Origin of the sequence: Faecalispora jeddahensis, assembly GCF_000577335.1 — a bacterium.
GTDB lineage: Bacteria > Bacillota > Clostridia > Oscillospirales > Acutalibacteraceae > Faecalispora > Faecalispora jeddahensis.
In genome coordinates, this window is sequence record NZ_CBYL010000005.1 from 112,693 (window position 1) to 133,583 (window position 20,891).

Consider the following 20,891-nt stretch of genomic DNA (forward strand, 5'->3'; position numbering starts at 1 on the left):
TCAAATATAAAAATCAAATCGGATTGGAGGTGAGTAACATGGACTCTTTTAAACGTCAGCCCGTAACATCTTCCTCATAGAAAGGAGAATTTTTATGAAGTCAAGTTCTCATCCTATCGTGATCTGCAAAAAAATCCATAACACCGTGTTCACTAAGGATGAAGAAAAAATCAGCGAAACCAAGACAGTTCAATATTTTCTTCCCAGCTTCAATTTAAAATCTGTGATTAAATTTCTAGAGGTATTACTGTTGATTCTTCTATTGGTCGCAATCTTTGTCGGCAAAAAAGAAGAAGTTGCTCCAATAATGAATTTCATATTGGAACAACTTCATTGAGAAAATTCGCGAAAGTACTATACACATTATCCTACCAATGTGTATAAACCATTCTTATTATTAACATAAAATTCATATATTGTCAATGGCATTCAATAAAAGATATCCCTTTGCTATGAAAAAGGGCGCTGGATTCTCCGGCGCCCTTTTCATTGCGGTTATTTATTCCACCTGATTGGCTCAGTATTATTTGGCAAACTGATCCATGTACTGCCTCGCTTCCTCTTCGCCGTAGGAACCGCTCAAAACAAAAGTCCCATCTGTAATCGGTTCCGTCATTTTCGCAGAGGTAATAATTCCGTCTTTTCCCCAAATAGACAGTTCCTGTTCTTCTTTTACGATTTCGGAACTGTCTTCGGCCAACTGTTTACTGCCTTCTTCCGTAAGATGAAACGTAATATCATATCCGTTTGGGGATGGGCCTTGACTGTGTTTCGCCTCAATTCTTTCAATCAGTTCGCCAGTCAAGACAATGTCTCCGTCAGCAGCGGCAGTCTTACGAAACACAATCTCTTTTGAGATTTCTTCTTTTGTGAGCACGACGCTGAAACTTTCAGGCGCACTGCTCAAAACCGCAGACGAAACCGGGGATTCGCCCTGAGTGCAGCCATTCAGAACAAAACTGAGAAGAAAAATGGAACAAAGCAACAGCAGTGATTTTTTCATCGCGGCAAATTCCCCTTTTATCCATCTCTAAACGTTAACACCTGTTGATACCATAATACCAAACGCCGCAAAAGTCAATGAAGCGAATTCTGCCAGACATCTGGTCGATGGAGGGGCATCAGGGCAGCACCAGCAGTCCCTTGAGCATGATAACAAATCCGACAGTCAGGCAGATCATTGTGACTCTGTGCCCCAGGTGTTGCTCAATAAATGCTGAAACGATAGTAAAACAATCCGTGGTAAACTATTTGCAGGTTCTGAACGGAATGGGAGGCAATCACAAACGTGTTCATTCTCGCGTAATACTCCATATGGGAATTATTTAAGTCACGCAAAATTGCTTTTTCCATCACTTCCGTATATATTGTGAATAGAGAAGTCCAATCATGTAAACTATCTTCATAAAATCTTAAGACTTTCATAAGGAAAACAAAAGGACTCTCTTTTGCCCTTTACCTTATGATAAATCATAAAAGCGTGGCGGAAAAAGGAGTGATGAACCGTATGGGCGCTGATATTTTAATCGTAGACGATGAGCAGACCATAGCGGATTTAGTAGAGGTATACTTAAAAAACGAAGGATTTACCGTGCATAAATTCTATAACGGTGAGGACGCCATCCGGAGCGTGGAATCGGAACAGATCGATCTTGCGATTCTCGACGTAATGCTGCCGGACATCGATGGGTTTTCCCTCTGTCGGAAGATTCGGGAGAAACACAATTTCCCCATTATTATGCTGACAGCAAAAGAGGAAGAAGTGGATAAAATCACCGGCCTGACGCTTGGGGCAGACGATTATGTGACAAAACCATTCCAACCCCTGGAACTCGTTGCCCGCATCAAAGCGCAGCTTCGCCGGTTTACCCGATACAATTCCAGTGAAACGGTACCGGAAGAATCTGTTCTCTCCTTTTCCGGTCTGGTCCTGAATCAGGATACGCACGAATGCACGCTCAACGAAAAGCCGCTGTCACTGACGCCAACGGAATTTTCAATTTTATGGGTTCTCAGTTCCAATCGTGGACATGTAGTAAGCTCAGAAGAGCTGTTCCGGGAGGTTTGGGGCGAAAAATACTACAGCAACAGCAACAACACGGTCATGGTGCATATTCGGCACCTGCGCGAGAAAATGTGTGATTCTGCGGAGCATCCAAAATATATCAAAACAGTGTGGGGGGTCGGCTATAAAATTGAAAAATAAACTGAATACTCCGGCTAAGATATTTCTGATCGTTATCGCCACCATTTTTTTGAGCTTCAGTGTATTGTATATTCTGGATACCGGGATCGCCAATCGCATGTTCAGCAATTGGATTTATAAAAGTTTTATTATTGAAGAAACACATACCTATTGGGGCATTTCCGGTACCTTTGTCGACACACAGTTCAACTGGCTTGCTTTGAAAAAGTTCATCTATATTGCGTCCATCGCCGTAATCTCAGCGATCGTTTTGTTAAGCTGTCTGATCTATTACGGTTCCGCAAAGAAAAAATCCAGGCAAATCATGAACCAAATTTCGAACGCCATGAGACAGGTTCTGATCTCGGATCAAACTCTGCCTGTTCTGCCGCGGGAATACGATGAATTTAAAATTCAACTGATGCAGTTGAAAGAAATGGAACGGCACAGCCGCCAGCTTGCGCAGGCCGAAATGCAGCGAAAAAACGATTTGATCACGTATCTTGCCCACGACCTGAAAACGCCGCTGGCTTCTGTGATCGGGTACCTTTGTCTTTTGAATGAAGCGCCGGATATGCCGGAAACACAGAAAGAAAAGTACACGGGCATCGCGCTGCAAAAAACATATCGGCTGGAAGAATTGATCAATGAGTTTTTCGATATCACCCGCTTCAATTTACAGTCTCTTGTCCTGAATAAAAGCAAAATTGATCTTTCTTTGATGCTGCGGCAGATGGCGGACGAATTTTATCCTATGCTGATCCCCAAAGGGATGGAAGCGGTTGTCCATGTTCCGGAAAATCTGATTCTGAACGGGGATGCGGACAAGCTGGCCCGCGTCTTCAACAACATTCTGAAAAACGCGATTGCCTACAGCTACGAAAACAGCGTGATCGATATTTTGGCAATGCAGCAAAACCAAAATGTCGTGATCACTTTCACGGATCACGGAGAACCGATTCCGCCGCAAAAACTGAACACGATTTTTGAAAAATTCTATCGCCTAGATTCCTCCCGTTCTTCCAACACCGGGGGCGCGGGTCTCGGCCTCGCCATTGCAAAAGAAATCGTAACGGCCCACGGCGGAACGATCACGGCAGAAAGCGACGCGGAGCACACGGTATTTACGGTAAAAATCCCATCATAAGAGAATCTTAAGAGATTCATAAGATAGAATTCCAACATGGCAGCCGAATTTATAGTTGAATAGAGGTAATAAAAAAAACCAAGGAGCTGTTTTACCGTTGCATTCCAGAAAGAAAAAATCCGGTTGCCTGTTCGTTGTTTTTGTTTTCATTGTTTCTGTCCTGGCATTTCAATTCGGACCGTCCGTTATGAGCGATATCATCAAAAAGAGTGTTCGCTCTGCCGCTTCCGGCCCGTCCCTTACTTTGATCCCCGAAAATTCCGATACGCCTGTCTCTATTGATACAGGGGATCTGCACAGCGCTTATGCGATTCTTGTCCGGCTGAGCGACAAAACCGTGCTGATGCAGAAGCAGGGTAACGAAAGGATTTATCCCGCTTCGCTGACGAAAATGATGACGGCTGTTGTGGCCATTGAGAATATTCCGGATCTACAGAAAGAGATCGAACTCTCTTCTTCCATTTTTCAGCCGCTTTATAAAGCCGACGCCTCTATGGCGGGGTTTCTGCCCGGAGAAAAAGTCCCGGCCATCGATCTTCTGTACGGCGCTCTGCTGCCGAGCGGAGCGGAATGCTGCATCGGACTTGCAGATGAAATCTCTGGCTCAGAAGAAAGCTTTGTAAAAAAGATGAATCAAAAAGCGGACCAGCTCGGCATGAGCAACACCCATTTTATCAACTCGACCGGGCTGCAAAACGAAAATCACTACTCAACCGTGAAAGATTTATCGCTTCTTCTCGATTACGCACTCCAAAATCAAACGTTCCGGGAAATCTTCACTTCTTCCCGCCATTCAACAGCGGCCACCAATAAACACCCGGACGGCATTACCTTTACCAGCACGTTATCTCAAAGCCTGAAGGATCAGACGCTTCCGGGCGGAGAGATTCTCGGCGGGAAAACGGGGTTTACCGATGAGGCCGGGCTTTGCCTCGCCAGTCTTGCTCAAATAGGCGGGAAGGAATACATTCTCGTAACTGCCGGAGCAGAGGGAGACCATAAAACCGAACCGTACGACATTGACGACGCGCGTGAAGTATATCAAAGGCTGAATTAAACGGTTTCGCTGTCTTTGAAATTGATTACAAAAGGAAGATCAAAAATTGCCCTTATTGCTGATAAAACAACTCATGATCTGCTTTGTCTATGCCCTCCCGTTTCTGCTCTTATTTGAGATTCCGCTCCTGATTCACCGCAGAAAAGCCGAAGGAAAAATCCCCTATCGGCATTTTGCTCTCAATTTGATTTTTGTTTGGTCTCTGGCGATCATGCTGTATTTGACGGGTATCCATTCCGTTTTTTCTTTTTCCAGTGATGCCATTCTCACCTGGCAGGGACTGCACATCCCGGCAAGTGAAGTCAATCTGACCCTATTTCATTCTCTGGCGATAAACTCTCGCCAATATCTGGAAAACATATTGCTTTTCATTCCTTTCGGATTTTTTCTGCCTCTGCTGTGGGAACAGTATCGTCCGTTGTGGAAAACCGTATCTTGCGGATTTTTGCTTTCTTTGGCAATTGAATTCAGCCAACTGTTTAATCACAGGATTTCAGATATTGACGATCTGCTGACGAATACGCTCGGAGCGTTTGCCGGATGGCTGCTTTGGCTGCTGCTGCAAAAAAGCCTCTCCGCAATTCGAGGAGAGGCTACGATTTCAAAAGAAGATCAAAAAGAGACTTTTCTATTACGCCATGAAGCCTTGCTTGATATGGCTGCCGCATTTATGGGGATGTTTTTCCTGTATCCATTTCGCTGACAGAGCCTTTTCCAAAAATCCCGCCCATTTAAAATGGGCGGGATTTTTTCATCTCAGAAACAATAAAAAATGGATTTCAGGATTCATCCACAGTCTCCAAATGCCAACGAAAATCGCCGTGATAGATCATCTGATGTGTCATTCCTCCGTCTATACAAATATTCTCACCAGTAATAAAGCCGGATTGTTCCGAACAAAGAAACAGCACCATATTGGCAATATCCAAAGGGGTTCCGACTCTGCCGACAGGATGCTGATTTGCATCGGCCCCGCGGTAATGATTGTTTTTTGTATCGATCCATCCGGGAGAAATGGAATTGACCCTGACCTTCCCGGCAAGACTGACAGCCAGCGCATGGGTAAGGGCAGAAATTCCTCCCTTGGCAGCGGAATAGCTTTCTGTGAACGGCTGGCTCATACGGTCACGGCTGGAGGAAATGTTAACAATGCTCGCTCCCGGTGCAAAATACTTTAGAAACAACTGTGTCAGCATGAAAGGAGCAGTGACCCCCACACGAAGCGCATCATTAAACTCGTCATAGCTGCAAGCATTGATCCCTTTCATTAGCGGCAGGGCATTATTGATGAGATAGTCAACATGCCCGTATTGTTTGATCACGGTATCAGCAAAATGCCTTAAGGTCTGCTCGTCACCGATGTCGCCCACAAAATAAGGATTGTCCTGTATGTCGATGACGCAGACCTTTGTGCCACGCTTTTCGAACTCTTCACAGATGCATTTTCCAATACCGCTTGCACCGCCGGTAACAACGGCGATCTTATCCTGAAACATAGGGATCTCCTTTCCTGCCAGAAAAGTGATGTGAGAAAGTTTTTACATCATCAACAGAATGGGAAGCAAAAGTGAATCGGAACGTTTTATATCCCTGAACAGTCATCGAATTACGCTTTTATTGCCCATCTCAATTTTGCTGAGCGGGCACGGCTATTCCTATTACATTCTTCCGCTGATGGCCGGATCACCTCAGTTGAAATCTCACTGTAAACGCCTTCACGCAGCAATGCTTTAAAAGATTTTTTGACAAGTCTGTCTTCTCCCGAATGGAAAGACAGGATGGCGACACGCCCGCCTTTTGAAAGGACGTTAGGAAGTTTTTCTAAAAATTCATATAATACCTCAAATTCACTATTCACATCGATCCGCAATGCCTGGAAGGTTCTTTGGCATGATTTCCGAGTTAATTCTTTGCGTTGATCTTTCGCAATAAATTTGAGCGCATCTTCAATAATCTGTCGGAGCTGAGTTGTCGTCGAAATATCAGCCCCCTTTTTCATTTGAGAAATAATCGCTCTGGAGATTTGGGCCGCATAGGGCTCATCCGAATTCTCAATCAACATCCCTTCTATTTCTTCCTGCGTCATCTCTTTTAAGCGCTCCGCACCGGATATTCCTTTTTGAGGATTCAATCGCAAATCCAATGGCCCGTCTTTTTTATAGGAAAACCCTCTATCCGGATTATCTATCTGCATAGACGACAGACCCAAATCCGCCAACACAAAATCAAACGGGCCTGCTTCAGCGGCAACTTGATCGATATTGGCAAAGTTCAGCAGCTTGGTAGTTAACAGATTTGGACCATAACCCAAACGCTGTAAGCGTTCTGTCGTCTTGGATAATTCAATCGGGTCTACATCAAGGGAATACAAATGCCCCTTTGACTCTAAACATTTTAGCATTTCTAATGTGTGGCCACCATATCCCAGGGTTGCATCCAACCCAATTTGTCCGGGTTTGATTTGCAAAAAACCCAATATTTCTTTGACACATATGGATATATGCATACCGGCAGGGGTATTGCCTTTTTGAAGAATCTTTGCTACCGTATCTGCATATTTTTCCGGTTGAAGTTCTTTGTATTTTTCTTTAAAGTTTCTTGGATGAGTTCCTTTATATCGAACACGTCGTTGATGCTTCTGTTCCGGATAATCCATTGGATTCCTCTCCATCTCTTTCCTGTTATCTTTATCTTCATTACGGATGATTTCAAAATCAATAGCCGTGTGTAGTATCGTTCTGTTATGAGGCGCTTGTCCTGATTATAAACACAATTTGCAATCCATACTCGTCTGTCAAATACAAATTGCTGGACTGCGTGTTATATTTATTCGAGAGACAGTTCCTTTTCATTCAGAAACGCATACCGGCTTGTATCTGCCGTATGAGTTCCAAGCCGAGTTGTTTTAGCGGGCCATATTTTTAAATACCGCCGATCAATTCTTCGATATGGTCTGCGGCATATTGCTGGGCTTGTTGATGATATAAATTTTGCCTGTAAGCGTTCCCAGCGGAATTGGTTCTTTCCACAGTGGCAATTCCATGTTCTTTTCCAAGTTCCGTTGCAACCCGGTTACCTTTTCCTTCCACGTTTTCTGGCTGCAGCAAGCCCTTTTTCATGAAGAAGTTTGTCAGCTTAATTGCACTGAGCTTGTAATCCCCCTTTTGCAATAGCAGAGAATTCAGCATGTCGGTCAGAATCGACACCGGAACAGCTTCCACAGACGGAACAAACGACCGTTTTACATATTCACATATCTCCCCAATGGATGGTGCGGAATCCGCCGAAATGGGTTGCCCCACATTGGCCGTCACGGCGCTATTCTGTGATATAATCTTTAAAAACCGTTCGCCGTAGCGCTGGAATTTCACTTCACCTACGCCGGAAACCGCCAACATATCGTCTTTATTCACCGGCTTTTTTCTGCACATATCAAGCAGTGTCGCATCCGAAAAAACAACGAATGCCGGCACCCTGTTTTCTTCCGCAATTTGAAACCGCAGACCCTTCAGCTCTGCGAACAGGTGCTGGTCGATCTCCCCAACATACTTGCTGGATTTCGAATTACCAGATTTCATTTCTTTCTGTGCACGCTCAGATTCTCTCACCACTTTCATAAGGATCGGTTGATCAGAATCTAAAAGCGTTTTGTATTTCGTTCCCAGTTTCACGACCGGAAATTCGGTATTCGTAAGGACAATATATTCATTGATGACAAGATAATTGATCATTTCGCGGATACGGCTTTGCGGAACCTCTTTCATAATACCGTAGGTCGACAGTTGATCTAAATGAAGATTTTGTATTTTCTCACCGCGGCTGCCACGTAAGGTGTCAATCAACATCTGGACGCCATATCTTTCACGCATCCGATAGATACAGGAGACGATCTTTTTGCTGTAATCCAATATATCGACCGTTTCAAAATTCTGCTTACAGTTGCTGCAGTTCCCACAATAATTGCCCGATCGGTCTCCGAAATATCGCAAAATATACGACCTCAGACAATCCATCGTGTGGCAATAATAGGTCATTTGCTTCAGCCGTTCCCGCTCTTTTTCTTTTACGAGCTCCAGGGTTTCAGAATCCAATTCATTTTGTTCGCTGGTGTGATCGATTAAAAATTGATTCGTGATCACATCCTGTCCGCCATAAAGCAAAATGCAGTCTGCATTTGTGCCGTCGCGTCCCGCTCTTCCTGCTTCCTGATAGTAGCTCTCGATATTTTTGGGCATATTGTAATGGATCACGAAATTCACATTACTTTTATCAATCCCCATACCAAATGCATTTGTTGCGACCATAATCGTTTTTCTGTCGTACAAAAAATCATCCTGGTTGGTTGTGCGTTCAGACTCCGATAACCCGGCGTGATAGCGTGTGGCGTTATAATGATCGTTCTGCAGGTCGCCGCATACCTGTTCCACTGTTTTTCTGGTAGCGCAATAGATGATGCCGCCTTTATCCGGGTTATTTTGAAGAAAACGGATAACGGCTTGATATTTGTCTTTTGGCTTTTGCACTTCAAAATACAAATTTTCTCTGTCAAACCCGGTTGCCGCAATAAAAGGCTGTTTCAGTCTTAATATTTTGATGATATCGTCTTTTACTTCACGAGTCGCCGTCGCTGTGAACGCGGATATTACCGGCCTTTTCGGCAGTTTGTCAATAAATTCGGTGATCTTTAAGTAGCTGGGCCGAAAGTCCTGGCCCCATTGGGATACACAGTGTGCCTCGTCAACCGTAACCATAGCAATATTAGCCGATCTTGCAAATGAAACAAACTCATCCACATCCAACCGTTCGGGCGCGACATAGATGATTTTATATTTCCCGTTCCGGGCATTTTCAATGGCTTTCTGCGTTTGATTTGCACTCAGTGATGAATTGATATATGCAGCCGGAATTCCATTTGCAATCAAAGACTGCACCTGGTCTTTCATCAGTGAGATCAGGGGAGAAACGACAATCGTAATACCATCATAAAGCATTGCCGGGACTTGAAAACAAATGGATTTGCCGGCGCCGGTCGGCATAATCCCTAAAACGTCATCCCCGTCAACGATGTGATCAATTAATGCTTCCTGCCCTTCCCGAAAGGCTATGTATCCGAAATATTGCTTTAATATTTGTTCTTTGGACATATTTAAGAGATCCTTCTTGATTATTTTTTAGTACAAATAGAATTTATATAAAAACAGGTCATTTTAATATTATCTGCCTTGTCTGTCATAAACAGCATAAGCAATTTAAATCGTTTGTGTTAGGGAAAGTTTCAAACAATCCCTTATTAATCGTTATGAAATCACATGTCCCTATCAAGCCCCATACATTTAAAATTTCATACCGAGCTTCGCATGACTTCCAGAATCTGTCATTCGCTATTTTCAATCATCCACCTTAAATTCATTATATTACCGGATATACCCAATTACAACAAAATAAATATAAAATCGCAGAATTGCAAAATTTGTCAGATCGCATATTATTATTACAATGACCTCGAATACATAATCATCTTCCCTCATCAAAAGAGAGATTCCCTTAGGATTGTCTATTGCGGCAATTGCTGCAATCCTCAAATAAAAACACACTCTATTATGGACTATGCCTCTTCTATTTTCTTATAAAATTGATTTTTTTTCGAAGGCCTGTATAAAATGCATCCTCGGATGGAAGAAATATTGATTGAGAAGGTTTTTATTTAGATTGATAAATTCATAAATTTTTATCAATCGGTTATTCTAAGTAGAGAAAGACCTGGACAAAAATATAATTTAGAAAGTAGATGAAATCATATGGGCATCATTACATGGATTGTATTAGGTGCGTTAGCAGGATGGATCGCCAGTATGATCGTTGGTAAAAATTCAGAAATGGGGGCTTTCGCTAATGTATGCATCGGTATTGCAGGTGCATTTATTGGCGGGTTCGTATTTAACCTTATCACTGGTGTAGGGTTTACTGGATTTAATCTTTGGAGCTTGGTTGTAGCAATAATAGGATCAATCATTCTGTTGTTAATTATTAATCTTGTTCAGAAATCAAGACATGATAACGCGGATCAACCTATTAATAGATAACCTCCTCATAGACAATAAAACAGAAGAGCCCACTGGATGAAATCCACGGGCTCTTCTGTTGTTTACTCTGGTAGCTTTTAGCCGGCGGGGATTTTTTATTTTGAGAATTAATTTATCTCTATCAAGCTTCCATTATTGCAAAAACAGGGATATCGCACGTTATCTCCTTGTCTCTATTCAGGAATTTAAAACAGGCGATTGCGTCATACGATAATGCTTTTTCAATATTTCCAAATAATAAATGATTATTGATATCCTTCTCTAATTGTACAGAAAGCTTTAAAGTCAGCGCCTGATTTGGTGGAATCAAAATTACACTGTTCGATACATCTTTATGCTCTATTACTAATTCAATTGTCGGTCGAAAATATTCTTGATAATCAGATTCTACTGCAAGAAGCTGCACAAGGACTTCATTAACACATTCGGTTTGGTGGCCTTTATTTATTATATCAAAATATGCTTGAAATGATATTTTATTTGATTCTCTATGAGATGCGTTTCCATCTCTAAAGGATACAATTGTCTGAAATCTCTTTTCAAAATACTCTTTCATAAAATTTAGAAAGTATCCCAAAACTGTACCTAATAAAGCGGATATTACAGACATCCAATTATCGTTCATTACTACTCCCCCCCCTCCTATTACTCGCTTGTATTATAACATAAATCCAGATAAGGGAGTTCTCTTATCTGAGAACATATTTTAATCAATACAAAATCCCCTCAACCGAAATCATCCGGCTGAGGGGATCACTGCTTTTTGATGGCTGTTGTCTTAATAATTGTTCGGGACCGTTAATCAAAACCCCTTCCCCTTACTGATCAACTTAAACCGTACATCAAATCTACATGAAATCAAATTCTATGTTTGATACCATTTTGCTGTATCTCTTCACCAAGGATAAGGACTATTCTATCGTCAATATAAAAAGCAGCTGTTCGGTTCGCATTTTCCTGCACATCGAAATCCATCAGTTGAAAGCTCATACTTGCGTTCACCGCTTTTAAACGAGTTGATGCCTCCAAAGCAGTCACAGCAGGCATTTACAAACCAGCTTATTGTATATTAGTCCGATCAAAATCAGGAGAAAAAAATCCTGCAGACTCCCTGTTTACTTCTGCGGGATCAATTCATTCTGTATTGTCCACTTTTAGAATAGAAATAGAATCACTTGCTTTTTTCATGCCAAGAGCGCATTGACAAATTACAGCAAAATGGTAAGATATTGGCATAGGGAAGCGAGGAAATGAAACTAACATACAACTTTACTGAATGCGATTATATTGAATTTGCTTTGAGGTCAGCAAAAAACAACAACAAGAGAATTCTTACCATAGCTGCGTTGCTTCTTACCGGGCTTTTCATAATGATTTTAGCAGCCAGTCACGCATCGGTAAAGGTCATTATTGAATTTGCATTTATTTTAATTGCTGTGATTTTTTTGAATTATAAATTACATAACATTATTGTGAAGGAACAAGCGAAAGCGAACATCATGAAGCTTGGGAAAGATTTTTTTACAAATGATAAGACCCTTTATTTGTCTGATGAGGAAATCATCTTTTCGACAAATGACACAGTTAAAAAAATTAGTATTAAGGATATCATACAAATACATACAGATGATAAATTTGCATACATCGACATCACTGACAGTGCGATATTTATCCCCTTAAGCACTTCGAAACTACCTGTATTTTTAAGTGCTCTAAAAGACAAATGGGATAAGGAACAGCAAGAGCAGGAGAATCATTAGATTCTCCTGCTCTTTACTTTATCTGAATGCTTCGCTGCTGATCACAAACGGCGTGGATGTTAAGACGGATTCTACCGCCCTGGGTCACTCTCAGGTATTCACTACAACAAACATTTACGCCCATATTTTTGAGAAAGTATAGGCCACGGCATCGGAGACGATCGCCTTTGCCCTGCCCCTGAAATTTCACGCGTAACCTCCCAATAAAGCCTCCAAACGGTATTTTTAAGAGAAATGAAAGCCCGGGAACCCACATTGATGCGGATTCCCGGGCTTAACATTTGGTGCGAGTGGTACTACAGTGCTTACATAAAAAATCCTGTAAAATCAAGGTTTAGACAATCAAAAAGTGGTGTTTTCCATTCAAAACGAAATCATCCAGAGGGGTTTCTAAAGGCGTTCCGCCAACAAAACGCTTTTTCAATCTCCCTACCCGTGGTGATGGTGATTGTGGTCACAATGAGCGGCGGCAATCTGCTCCCCGGCCTCAGTCAGCGCTATGCTGCCCAGCTCCAACACCGGGGTATTGACCAAAAAGTTGGGTCTGGAGGCCCCCTCCGCCACCGTTGCACAGAAATACTCGTAGAGCGCGCTTGCCTTGTATTCCTCATAACCGTACCCATTCAGAGGAATGTCGTAATCCAGGGTGACAAGGCCTAAGTCTTCCAGTCTTTGCAGGAAGGCTCCTGCCTCCTTGACCGTCTCTATGTCGTCGGTTGCCGAGCGCAGGAAAACCGGCGCCAGGGCGGTGGAGACAAAATCTTCCTCCCGGCTATCCTTTATCGTGAACCGGGCCACGGGCAGATAATGGTTGTGGCCGAGTTGATGGAGAAAGTCCTTTTGGTTTTCCGTCACCTCAACCGGCACAGCATGGGCATCAGTCTGGCGGGGATACTCATGGTTGCAGCCGCAGCCGCAGTGTTCATCGTGTGGCATTGTTATACTCCTGTCTTTTTGGCTTGATGAAACTATCATACACGGATGAAGGAAAAAAATCCACATCAATGCGCGGGTCTGCGAGTGTTATTATAGTATCTATTTGTTAAGTTAAGTAAAGTAGCATAAACGAGCAAATCGAAAAAACAGCAGAAAAAAATCAGAGTTGTCAAGTTTGACGACTCTGATGCCGGTGCGGGCGATTCGTACTCAGAATGAATCATCCATAGTGACGATATTTTTTCTGCTATCTATCCAATAAACTGTGGAATCATTAAACGATGCGGTCAATCACTTTGATTTCCTTTACAATATCATGAAGTATCACACCACCAAAAGAGTGATTTAGCAAGGCTTCCACAGTTTCATACTTCCATTCTTCATTTCCATACGGCTGCAAAAGGCAAAGAACATAAGAATTCTCGCAAAAGAAAATGCCATAATCAATTCCATCCCATTCAAAGGATAGTTCCCCGCCGTTTTTTACTGACTGTTTAAACTCATCAAGTGTCTTAAAGCGAAGTGCATCCTCATGATATTGAAACATTTTCTTCCCTCCATAAAAGGATTTGATTTTCGGAATACCGCCAAAGTAGTTTGTATGTGGTTTTATGAGCTCAGACGCATGTGTGGAATTTTCATATTGATAAAAATGGCCATGAGGATTGGTATGCTTGTCTGGGCGTCCATGATCTGTATAGTGGCGTACTTGGATTCCATAGCCTCTAGTATCATATTTAACTACAACAAAATATCCATCTTTCCGAGTTGGAATCCAATAACGTGCAATTGAATTTGGAGTACCACGCAGTATTACATCATTAGGCTTGTTTGTATCTGGTTTCCATTCTCCTCTATAAGCACTTCCCATCCCCTTTAAAAACAGCATCACGAATTACCATTCTTACTTTTAATTACAATTCCACTGTTTTGTGGCAATGGTTTTTGTCCCATAATATAAGGCAGATATTGGATGACACGTAGGGATCATCATTCATATATCGCCATGAACTCAAATCATAATCGACGAAAACAATATCTCCCTGCATTTCTGGAAAGGGCTCGTTGTAACAGATAATCTGTGAATTCAAATTCAAATCGTTTAATCCGATGTTTTATCTGAGCATGGATAAATACAGGTGTTCCCATCTACCCAGCGAATGTCACCATTCTTCAAATGACATATATCCGACAGACGGTCAAGGGATTTTAGCTTTTCGGTAGTCCCGGTGGAGATGCCAAGGTAGAGCGGCCTGTCTCCTATATCAAGAACTACTTTGCTACGGAACACACTGTCGCTTCTCTCTTCGCGGCTTAATATATTGAACTGCTCGATGCAATCCTCAAGTCTTTCTGGATATGCTTTTAACACGGTTTGGAAGGTGAATTTGATGGTCTGAGCGGCCTTGCTTACTGTCTGACTCTGACCCAGCACCTCCACGTCGCGAACCTTGATGGCATCGGCTCGCGTTTTAACAGCCTGTCCCTGGGAGGAGATACTGGTTATACCGGAAATATGTAAGACCCCGGAAAAAATATTTCGGGCTAATTATTAACCGCATGTGTTTCTGACATGTACTTCGTTTCTCTCCTGGCATCCAAAAGGATAACCCTCCAGTGGCTCATTGCTTTATTTTCCACTATATAACATTCTATCACTACTAAACAGATTCTTTGTCTATTTATTATAAACATAATAAGAAACTTAACAGGCTACAAATACTACCCTGAATTCCCTCTACAAAACTGAAATTGGTCGTGACACCACATCAGTTTCATTTTTCAATTTTATCCTTTACTTTTCTTGCGTTTTCCGTAAGTCTTGGAATACTCTTAAGTAGGTTTTGATAGAAAAGTTTTATATCCAAATCGCGCAAAACATAAAACACTTGGCTATTCTCAACTGCAATTTTAAATAGTAGTTCCTTTTCGTCTAACGTCCAATTATCAAATCTATTAAGTTCTTTTATTGTGGAATGTGTCGTTGCAAAACTTCTGCTGCTTTCCAGTGCAATTAATAAGTCTGTTTTTTTGCGACCTTCTTCACTATTTTGCTTATCAGCTTCTAAGTTTTCCCTTTTACATTGGTAGTAAATATTCTCCAAAACCTCATTGGCAGCTGTACGGTTAATAATTGACTTTACCAAGTTGTCCAATTCCGTTCCTTCGGAATAGTCAGCGGGAGCATAGTACTTAATCCTGTTATCGTGCATCATCTTATAAACTTTGGATTTATCATTTGTCTCAGCATTATAAACACCAATTGAATGTCCACCATATGAATTTACGAGTTTCATGCAAGGAATATCTGTATCGCTGTCACCAATATAAACCATATTGCGAAATGGTACACGCATTTCTTCGGGAGCAAAAGAATCATTAACGCCTTGATCGTTGATATCCAAGACGCCTTTTTCAATTCGAAATAAAAACTGCGTTTTATTTGTGTAGTTTACGACCTGTGCCGGCCATTTTGCAACTCCGGTTTTTGGATCGTAGTAAAATGAACTTGCGTATATTTTTTTGAAAGCACCTTTCTTGGCGACAGATGTCCCTTCAATCATTTCTTTCAGCCCAGAAGAAATAATGTAGTGTTCAACAATAACGCCTTGGGCTATCCCATATTCGCATATTCTTTTAAACCAATCTTCCACGCCGGGAAACAAATGAACCCTCGCACCATAGTCCTCCAGCGTCTCTTTTTTAAAAATTATATTTCCCTCTGCCTCTTGAACCATTTTGTACATATATGCCAGATTTTGATCCATCTCGTTGCTTTCAGCCAGCTCATTGGATTCAGTCCAAAAATCTCCTACGTCATACCCTACCGATTGAATATAACCTTGCGCTTGCATATCATCTGGTGATAAGGTTTTGTCAAAATCGTAGCAAATAGCAAGTACAGGTCTCTTTTCTTTGTTTTCCCGTTCAAATTCTTTTTTGCTCATATTTAATACCTCACTTAAGCCGTTTTTCAATAATGTGAAGTGAAGTTCCCATACTGATGCCTAATGTAAATTTGGTCTTATCCTCTTAGAATCTCTTCAATTTGTTCAGATTCAATTCGTTTTTTTAAATAATCAATTTCCGTTTCAATATGATGTTTGTGCTTTATCCACTTTAAACCGGTGAAACCTGGAAGTAATGATTCAAGAAACTGAATCCTACTGGAAATCATTGGGACTGCACTCCCTGACCAGCTACATAATGAAGGAGTTAAAGGGATTCTCTTAAAGTCTTCAAATGACTCATTATTTTCAAGAAACAGTGCAAAATATTCTTTTTTTCTATCAATGTTTAACTTAGCGATGACTGAAAATAAAAAATGCATTTTTGTTGTATTGGTAGAAAAGATTTTGATACAATCCTTTATGCATTCATCTTGTTTTTGCAACAAGTCCTCTTTATTCTGAAAAGGCAACAAGATGGATTCTAAAAAAAGTGGTACAGACATCTTCGGAAACCGACAATTAGCTACTAATCCTGCAAAAATTTTGTTGTAAATTTCCAAGAAATTATCTAGTTGAAAAAAGCAGCGATGTTGCTCATGGGAATCTCTAAAAGATCCACGATTTTCACTCACTAAATAATCAATATACTTGTCCAGTACCGATGGTTTAATTAAGCAGAGCTCTTTTAAAAATTTGCCCTCATAATCATGATTGTTATCATATGACAGCATTACAAAATAGATTTCTTCGAGCAATTCGAAGTTACCCTTAAATTTTTGTACAACTGCCCTAGGTGTATTATGCATATGATTAAACAGCAAATCAAAATAAATATTCACCATAAAGGACGAGTACTCTATCTTAGCTAAAACGATTTTACACCCTTTTATGAAAGCATCTTTATCAATTACACTGTACTTCTCTAAAAAATCCATATCGCGTAATGAAGATGAAGTAATAGCCCCATCAGAGGTATCAGCTAAAAAGTCATAAAGTCCCTGTAGATGCTCTTCTGTAATAAACTCTGATGGCAATTCATGATAATATGCGTACAGCCACATATTTTTTTGCGTGTATTCTCCATTGTTAATCAAACAGAATACTTCTGAATCAGGCAATATAGAAAAAAGCACATTTATTATTCGATACGGATGCAAATTGTTTGGCGTATCTTTTTCTATGTAATACTTAACTGCATCAACAAAACAATCTTCTTTGATTGAAACGGCATCAAAGGCCATGCCAAGCCCCTCTCCAACTTTCCAAGCTGTATGGCCATCAAGATAATTGAGATCATTACATACATCAATTAAGCGCTGCAACATGAGCAAATTACAATTAGAAACATATTGTTCAATTGCCATTCTCTTTAATTTTCCATGCTCTTCATACCCAACTTCTTTATAATCTGGTCCTTTTAAAAGGCGATATATAAGAAAATTTTCTTCTTCAAAGTATTCAGAAAACGCTGATTCACAAGGGATATTCATATAGGTAAAAACTTGTACTAAATTTTCTGCTAAAAGGCAATTTCGTAATTCATTTGCTGGAAAATCAGTTTCTAAAATACATTTAATATAGGTCAAGTCAAATTGTAAAACAGGAAAGCTTATTTCTTCAATCTTACCACCATAAGAATTGAGAACTTGTCTGACTTTTTCTTTATACTTATCGATTTTACAAAGGGAAGATAAGGATTGCCAAATGATTTCTCGATATTTTTCAACACCATCACATATGATTAATGGGATTTGATAGATAATAAATGCATTCTTTCGCCCCCCTTCTGTTGGGGTAAAATGCACTTTTAAAAATTCTTTTGCTACTTCCAAAAAAAGAACAACAACAGATTCACGTTTCCAATCATCCGAATATTCTTTTATTTTTTCAAAAAAAATTATTTGTGTAGAACACCCATCGTTCATGAAGTCTTTTTTTATCCCAAAATTTTGATTAACTGTGTGATAGAATTGCATATACAAATCCGGGCGTTTTAAATAATACTGAAAAAACAAATCTAACGCCGTTGGCAAATCAGCCGTATCTGCAAATCCACCCAAGATTTCTATAATATTATTTGTTACACTCTGATAGTTTTTTCCCGTTTCGGTATCAATGTCAGAGCTTTCAACAAGTACAGTTTCTTCAAGTTCAATTTTATCTTGCAGAATTAAAAGTGCTTTAGTGGGATTAATGCGAAAGAACACTTTGACAAATTCAAAGAAATCTGAAGATTCTTCTCTTGATAATTCATCCCACAGCATTTTAATTTCTTGCTCAACAAAACAAAGAAGATCTTCTTTGCTAAAAATATTGAGCAGAGTGTTAATGGACGAGATTGTTCGCTCTTTATAATTCTGAAAACAGGCTTTAATCATTGCTGATAAGCTGAGTAGCTTTTTATCAAAAAAAACATGTTTAAGTAAATAATTGGACAGACACTGTTCAGAAAAGCGAACCGCTTTGTCATTACAAATATCAACAATTTCTTGTTCATGAAGTTTACGGATGTTTTCAATAAAACTATCTCGGCATAATCCCTTTTCCTGTAAAATTGGCAGAAACGAATCAATATGATCTAAATGGATTGCTTCCAAAAATGCAACTACACCAGCAGTTATACACATACTGTTATCAATAAGTAATTGATGTTTCTCTAAAGAAGAGCCATAATAATCTTCATACAATTGTGATACATCATTAATAGAGTCTAAACGGTTTGAACTACAAGCCACTTTTCCTGCAAGTATGGCGATTCGGGCATTACCTTCCGCAATTCTTATGATTCTTTCTTGATAATCTGGATTGGTAATTTCTAATGTTGTTTTAAGTAATTTCTTAATTTCATCATCCGTGAATGCGCTAATATTAACACTTTTATAAAAAGCGATTTCCCGAATATCGTTCGTTACCTTTTGAAGTGCATAATCACGCACCGTAATAAGTATTTTTACGTTATATCCTTCGGGTTTCAGAGTTGCATAACGAACTATATGTTGCAATCCTGACAATTGATTTGCATCATCAACAAAAAGAAAATAGTTCCCAGGATTATCTATAAAAAGCTTCAAGTCTTCATAAATTGGCAAAGCATTACTATGGATACAATAAAATTTCTCATTATAAGTATCTGAGTGATTTTTTGCATAATGCAAAGCCAATCGAGTTTTTCCCGTACCTGACGCACCACTCAGTATTACAATGTCAACTGTTTTATAAGCTTTATCGATACTTTCAATTTCCTTATCCCTAAACAAAAATTCAGTATCAATTGGCGCCGCCATTCTGTTCGAGTTATAATCCTTAACAAAATCATCAAATGATAGAATTTGGTTTGTGCTTATTGATATTCCCAAAAAATCTCGTGCAATAATATGATGAAGAAGATATAAATCTTCTGCGAGTTTATCAATACCAATTACTGTAAGTTTAATTCCAACATCTTCACATAGAGTTTTTATTTCACTATCTTGCGAAGGCGTAATATTGAATGAAGTATGGCAATAAATGATTTCAGCAATTTTATCATGAGTAATGCCTGTTTTTGATTCATCTAAACATTTTACAAGGTCATCTTTAATTTTTGTAAATAAGCTTTGTCTTTGGGTTGTATATTCTACAAAAATATACTTTCCATCTGATGTAGTAAAATAAGTGTCAGGTGTACCAGGGGTAGTTTTCCGTGTACCTGCTTCTCCGCCAAAAGAAACTATATTAGGATAGCCAATTTTATATAAATAAGAATCGCAAAGATTTTGAAACGAACCTGCATCTAATTGAAGTATTTTTTGTTTTATGCTTTCAATGTTGGCCATAATGCCGCATCCCCCTGATTCGAATCATTATTTTCAACTTCCCATAATTGCTATAATAAGAACTAAATACCAAATATTAGCATTAATTCCATTTTACTTTCTTATATCTTATAAATCAACTAAAAATGAGAATTTATCTGGTTTTTTACATATGAATATATGATACATAATAAGAGAAAGTTGTTATTCGTTTTGAGGTATCCACTTAGTATCCATATTAAGTTTTAGCATGTGCCGAAACACCCCAAAACAGAGCGGAAAACGAAAGAGAGCCACTGAAACGTTAGCTTGTTTCAGTGGCTCTCTTTCTTTACGGAGTTCTTTTTTGAAAATTAGTTTTCCTGTGTGAAACTATTGATGTTTCCAAAGAATTGACTACGAGTAAAAATTCTTTGGGTATTTTTCTTTTCTAGATTTTACTGTTTAGATGATATGATTATAAGTTAAGAACAAAAGTTAAAACTTGTATGAATCATTTCATGTTGCTTGATAATTTTTTATTTAAGAGCGCAACAGCTTATTTGACACCCCCCACGCATTTTGCTATCATTCTAAAGGTCTGGATTGATATGATCAGCTTAAGAAAGAGGGAGTCAATTGTTTCACTTGGTAACGGATTACGCGGCAGATTTAAAAAGAGAGTTTAACGGATATGGGCCCACAGCACTGCGCAAGGATTTTCTTTCGGGGATTACCGTTGCGGCTGTTGCTTTACCGCTGGCATTGGCCTTTGGTGTAGGCAGTGGTGCAGATGCCGCTGCTGGTCTGATTACGGCAATTATTTCTGCTTTTATTATTTCTGCCCTTTCTGGCGCATCCTTTCAAATCTCTGGCCCTACCGGCGCCATGACAGCCATTTTGGTTCCTTTGGCAGCCCGTTATGGATTAGACACCTTATTTGCTGCGTCTTTATTGGCAGGCCTTATGCTCATACTGGCGGGGCTTTTCCGTTTAGGG

General features: G+C 40.0%; 18 protein-coding genes. 8 read left to right on the plus strand and 10 right to left on the minus strand.

The features are described 5' to 3' along the window. Positions 1–94: 94 nt before the first annotated feature. Positions 95–337, plus strand: coding sequence for a hypothetical protein (locus TY09_RS03510; protein ID WP_042431256.1), 243 nt, complete (start codon positions 95–97; stop codon positions 335–337). Positions 338–523: 186 nt separating this feature from the next. Here the strand turns inward: TY09_RS03510 and TY09_RS03515 are convergent, their stop codons facing one another. Beyond that, positions 524–1,003 (minus strand): SecDF P1 head subdomain-containing protein, encoded by a 480-nt coding sequence (locus TY09_RS03515; RefSeq protein ID WP_042431258.1) that lies wholly within the window; start codon positions 1,001–1,003, stop codon positions 524–526. A 504-nt stretch (positions 1,004–1,507) separates the two neighbouring features. On the opposite strand from TY09_RS03515, the gene vanR reads away from it, so the two are divergent. From vanR to TY09_RS03535, 4 genes are all read left to right on the plus strand, one after another. Continuing rightward, complete coding sequence (vanR, locus tag TY09_RS03520; RefSeq protein WP_042431260.1) at positions 1,508–2,206, plus strand: VanR-ABDEGLN family response regulator transcription factor; 699 nt, start codon at positions 1,508–1,510, stop codon at positions 2,204–2,206. Beyond that, positions 2,196–3,332 (plus strand): sensor histidine kinase, encoded by a 1,137-nt coding sequence (locus tag TY09_RS03525; RefSeq protein ID WP_243267334.1) that lies wholly within the window; start codon positions 2,196–2,198, stop codon positions 3,330–3,332. Before vanR ends, TY09_RS03525 begins: the two co-directional genes overlap by 11 nt. A gap of 97 nt (positions 3,333–3,429) precedes the next feature. After that, positions 3,430–4,389: a D-alanyl-D-alanine carboxypeptidase family protein gene (locus TY09_RS03530; RefSeq protein ID WP_042431262.1), complete on the plus strand. Its 960-nt coding sequence runs from the start codon at positions 3,430–3,432 to the stop codon at positions 4,387–4,389. Positions 4,390–4,600: 211 nt separating this feature from the next. Beyond that, positions 4,601–5,092, plus strand: coding sequence for a VanZ family protein (locus TY09_RS03535; protein ID WP_187119574.1), 492 nt, complete (start codon positions 4,601–4,603; stop codon positions 5,090–5,092). 76 nt (positions 5,093–5,168) lie between these two features. Here the strand turns inward: TY09_RS03535 and TY09_RS03540 are convergent, their stop codons facing one another. The 3 genes from TY09_RS03540 to recQ form a co-directional block, all read right to left on the minus strand. Continuing rightward, positions 5,169–5,885, minus strand: coding sequence for an SDR family oxidoreductase (locus tag TY09_RS03540; RefSeq protein WP_042431264.1), 717 nt, complete (start codon positions 5,883–5,885; stop codon positions 5,169–5,171). 110 nt (positions 5,886–5,995) lie between these two features. Beyond that, complete coding sequence (gene rsmH, locus TY09_RS03545; RefSeq protein WP_042431266.1) at positions 5,996–7,045, minus strand: 16S rRNA (cytosine(1402)-N(4))-methyltransferase RsmH; 1,050 nt, start codon at positions 7,043–7,045, stop codon at positions 5,996–5,998. A gap of 265 nt (positions 7,046–7,310) precedes the next feature. After that, the gene (gene recQ / locus TY09_RS03550) at positions 7,311–9,533 is read right to left on the minus strand and encodes a DNA helicase RecQ (protein WP_042431268.1); all 2,223 of its coding nucleotides are present in this window, start codon (positions 9,531–9,533) and stop codon (positions 7,311–7,313) included. Between the two features lie 654 nt (positions 9,534–10,187). Between recQ and TY09_RS03555 the strand changes: the two genes are divergently transcribed. Beyond that, positions 10,188–10,472, plus strand: coding sequence for a GlsB/YeaQ/YmgE family stress response membrane protein (locus tag TY09_RS03555; protein WP_035316551.1), 285 nt, complete (start codon positions 10,188–10,190; stop codon positions 10,470–10,472). Between the two features lie 121 nt (positions 10,473–10,593). Here the strand turns inward: TY09_RS03555 and TY09_RS03560 are convergent, their stop codons facing one another. Continuing rightward, positions 10,594–11,097, minus strand: a complete 504-nt coding sequence (locus tag TY09_RS03560; protein WP_042431270.1) for a hypothetical protein — start codon at positions 11,095–11,097, stop codon at positions 10,594–10,596. A 233-nt stretch (positions 11,098–11,330) separates the two neighbouring features. Further along, positions 11,331–11,519, minus strand: a complete 189-nt coding sequence (locus tag TY09_RS18235) for a hypothetical protein (RefSeq protein ID WP_147584587.1) — start codon at positions 11,517–11,519, stop codon at positions 11,331–11,333. Between the two features lie 203 nt (positions 11,520–11,722). Between TY09_RS18235 and TY09_RS03565 the strand changes: the two genes are divergently transcribed. Further along, a complete protein-coding gene (locus TY09_RS03565) occupies positions 11,723–12,232 on the plus strand; it encodes a hypothetical protein (protein WP_042431272.1) in 510 nt (169 codons plus the stop codon). A 429-nt stretch (positions 12,233–12,661) separates the two neighbouring features. Here TY09_RS03565 and TY09_RS03570 read toward each other — a convergent pair whose 3' ends face one another. The 4 genes from TY09_RS03570 to TY09_RS03585 form a co-directional block, all read right to left on the minus strand. Further along, positions 12,662–13,168, minus strand: coding sequence for a hypothetical protein (locus TY09_RS03570; protein WP_052335547.1), 507 nt, complete (start codon positions 13,166–13,168; stop codon positions 12,662–12,664). A 274-nt stretch (positions 13,169–13,442) separates the two neighbouring features. After that, positions 13,443–14,060 (minus strand): hypothetical protein, encoded by a 618-nt coding sequence (locus TY09_RS18240; protein ID WP_147584589.1) that lies wholly within the window; start codon positions 14,058–14,060, stop codon positions 13,443–13,445. Between the two features lie 883 nt (positions 14,061–14,943). Further along, the gene (locus TY09_RS03580) at positions 14,944–16,116 is read right to left on the minus strand and encodes an HAD family hydrolase (RefSeq protein ID WP_042431276.1); all 1,173 of its coding nucleotides are present in this window, start codon (positions 16,114–16,116) and stop codon (positions 14,944–14,946) included. A gap of 77 nt (positions 16,117–16,193) precedes the next feature. Beyond that, entirely contained in the window at positions 16,194–19,934 is a 3,741-nt protein-coding gene (locus TY09_RS03585) for a TniB family NTP-binding protein (RefSeq protein WP_042431278.1), read from the minus strand. Positions 19,935–20,531: 597 nt separating this feature from the next. On the opposite strand from TY09_RS03585, the gene TY09_RS03590 reads away from it, so the two are divergent. Further along, a partial coding sequence (locus tag TY09_RS03590) for a SulP family inorganic anion transporter (protein ID WP_042431280.1) occupies positions 20,532–20,891 on the plus strand: 360 nt, incomplete at its 3' end.

Excerpts from the sequence above, each read along its gene's own strand:
- TY09_RS03585 (WP_042431278.1), bottom strand. The coding sequence starts at position 19,934 with ATGGCCAACATTGAAAGCATAAAACAAAAAATACTTCAATTAGATGCA.
- recQ (WP_042431268.1), bottom strand. The coding sequence starts at position 9,533 with ATGTCCAAAGAACAAATATTAAAGCAATATTTCGGATACATAGCCTTT.
- TY09_RS03540 (WP_042431264.1), bottom strand. The coding sequence starts at position 5,885 with ATGTTTCAGGATAAGATCGCCGTTGTTACCGGCGGTGCAAGCGGTATT.
- TY09_RS03535 (WP_187119574.1), top strand. The coding sequence starts at position 4,601 with ATGCTGTATTTGACGGGTATCCATTCCGTTTTTTCTTTTTCCAGTGAT.
- vanR (WP_042431260.1), top strand. The coding sequence starts at position 1,508 with ATGGGCGCTGATATTTTAATCGTAGACGATGAGCAGACCATAGCGGAT.
- TY09_RS03510 (WP_042431256.1), top strand. The coding sequence starts at position 95 with ATGAAGTCAAGTTCTCATCCTATCGTGATCTGCAAAAAAATCCATAAC.
- TY09_RS03515 (WP_042431258.1), bottom strand. The coding sequence starts at position 1,003 with ATGAAAAAATCACTGCTGTTGCTTTGTTCCATTTTTCTTCTCAGTTTT.
- TY09_RS03555 (WP_035316551.1), top strand. The coding sequence starts at position 10,188 with ATGGGCATCATTACATGGATTGTATTAGGTGCGTTAGCAGGATGGATC.
- TY09_RS03565 (WP_042431272.1), top strand. The coding sequence starts at position 11,723 with ATGAAACTAACATACAACTTTACTGAATGCGATTATATTGAATTTGCT.
- TY09_RS03560 (WP_042431270.1), bottom strand. The coding sequence starts at position 11,097 with ATGAACGATAATTGGATGTCTGTAATATCCGCTTTATTAGGTACAGTT.
- TY09_RS18235 (WP_147584587.1), bottom strand. The coding sequence starts at position 11,519 with ATGCCTGCTGTGACTGCTTTGGAGGCATCAACTCGTTTAAAAGCGGTG.
- TY09_RS03580 (WP_042431276.1), bottom strand. The coding sequence starts at position 16,116 with ATGAGCAAAAAAGAATTTGAACGGGAAAACAAAGAAAAGAGACCTGTA.
- rsmH (WP_042431266.1), bottom strand. The coding sequence starts at position 7,045 with ATGGATTATCCGGAACAGAAGCATCAACGACGTGTTCGATATAAAGGA.
- TY09_RS03570 (WP_052335547.1), bottom strand. The coding sequence starts at position 13,168 with ATGCCACACGATGAACACTGCGGCTGCGGCTGCAACCATGAGTATCCC.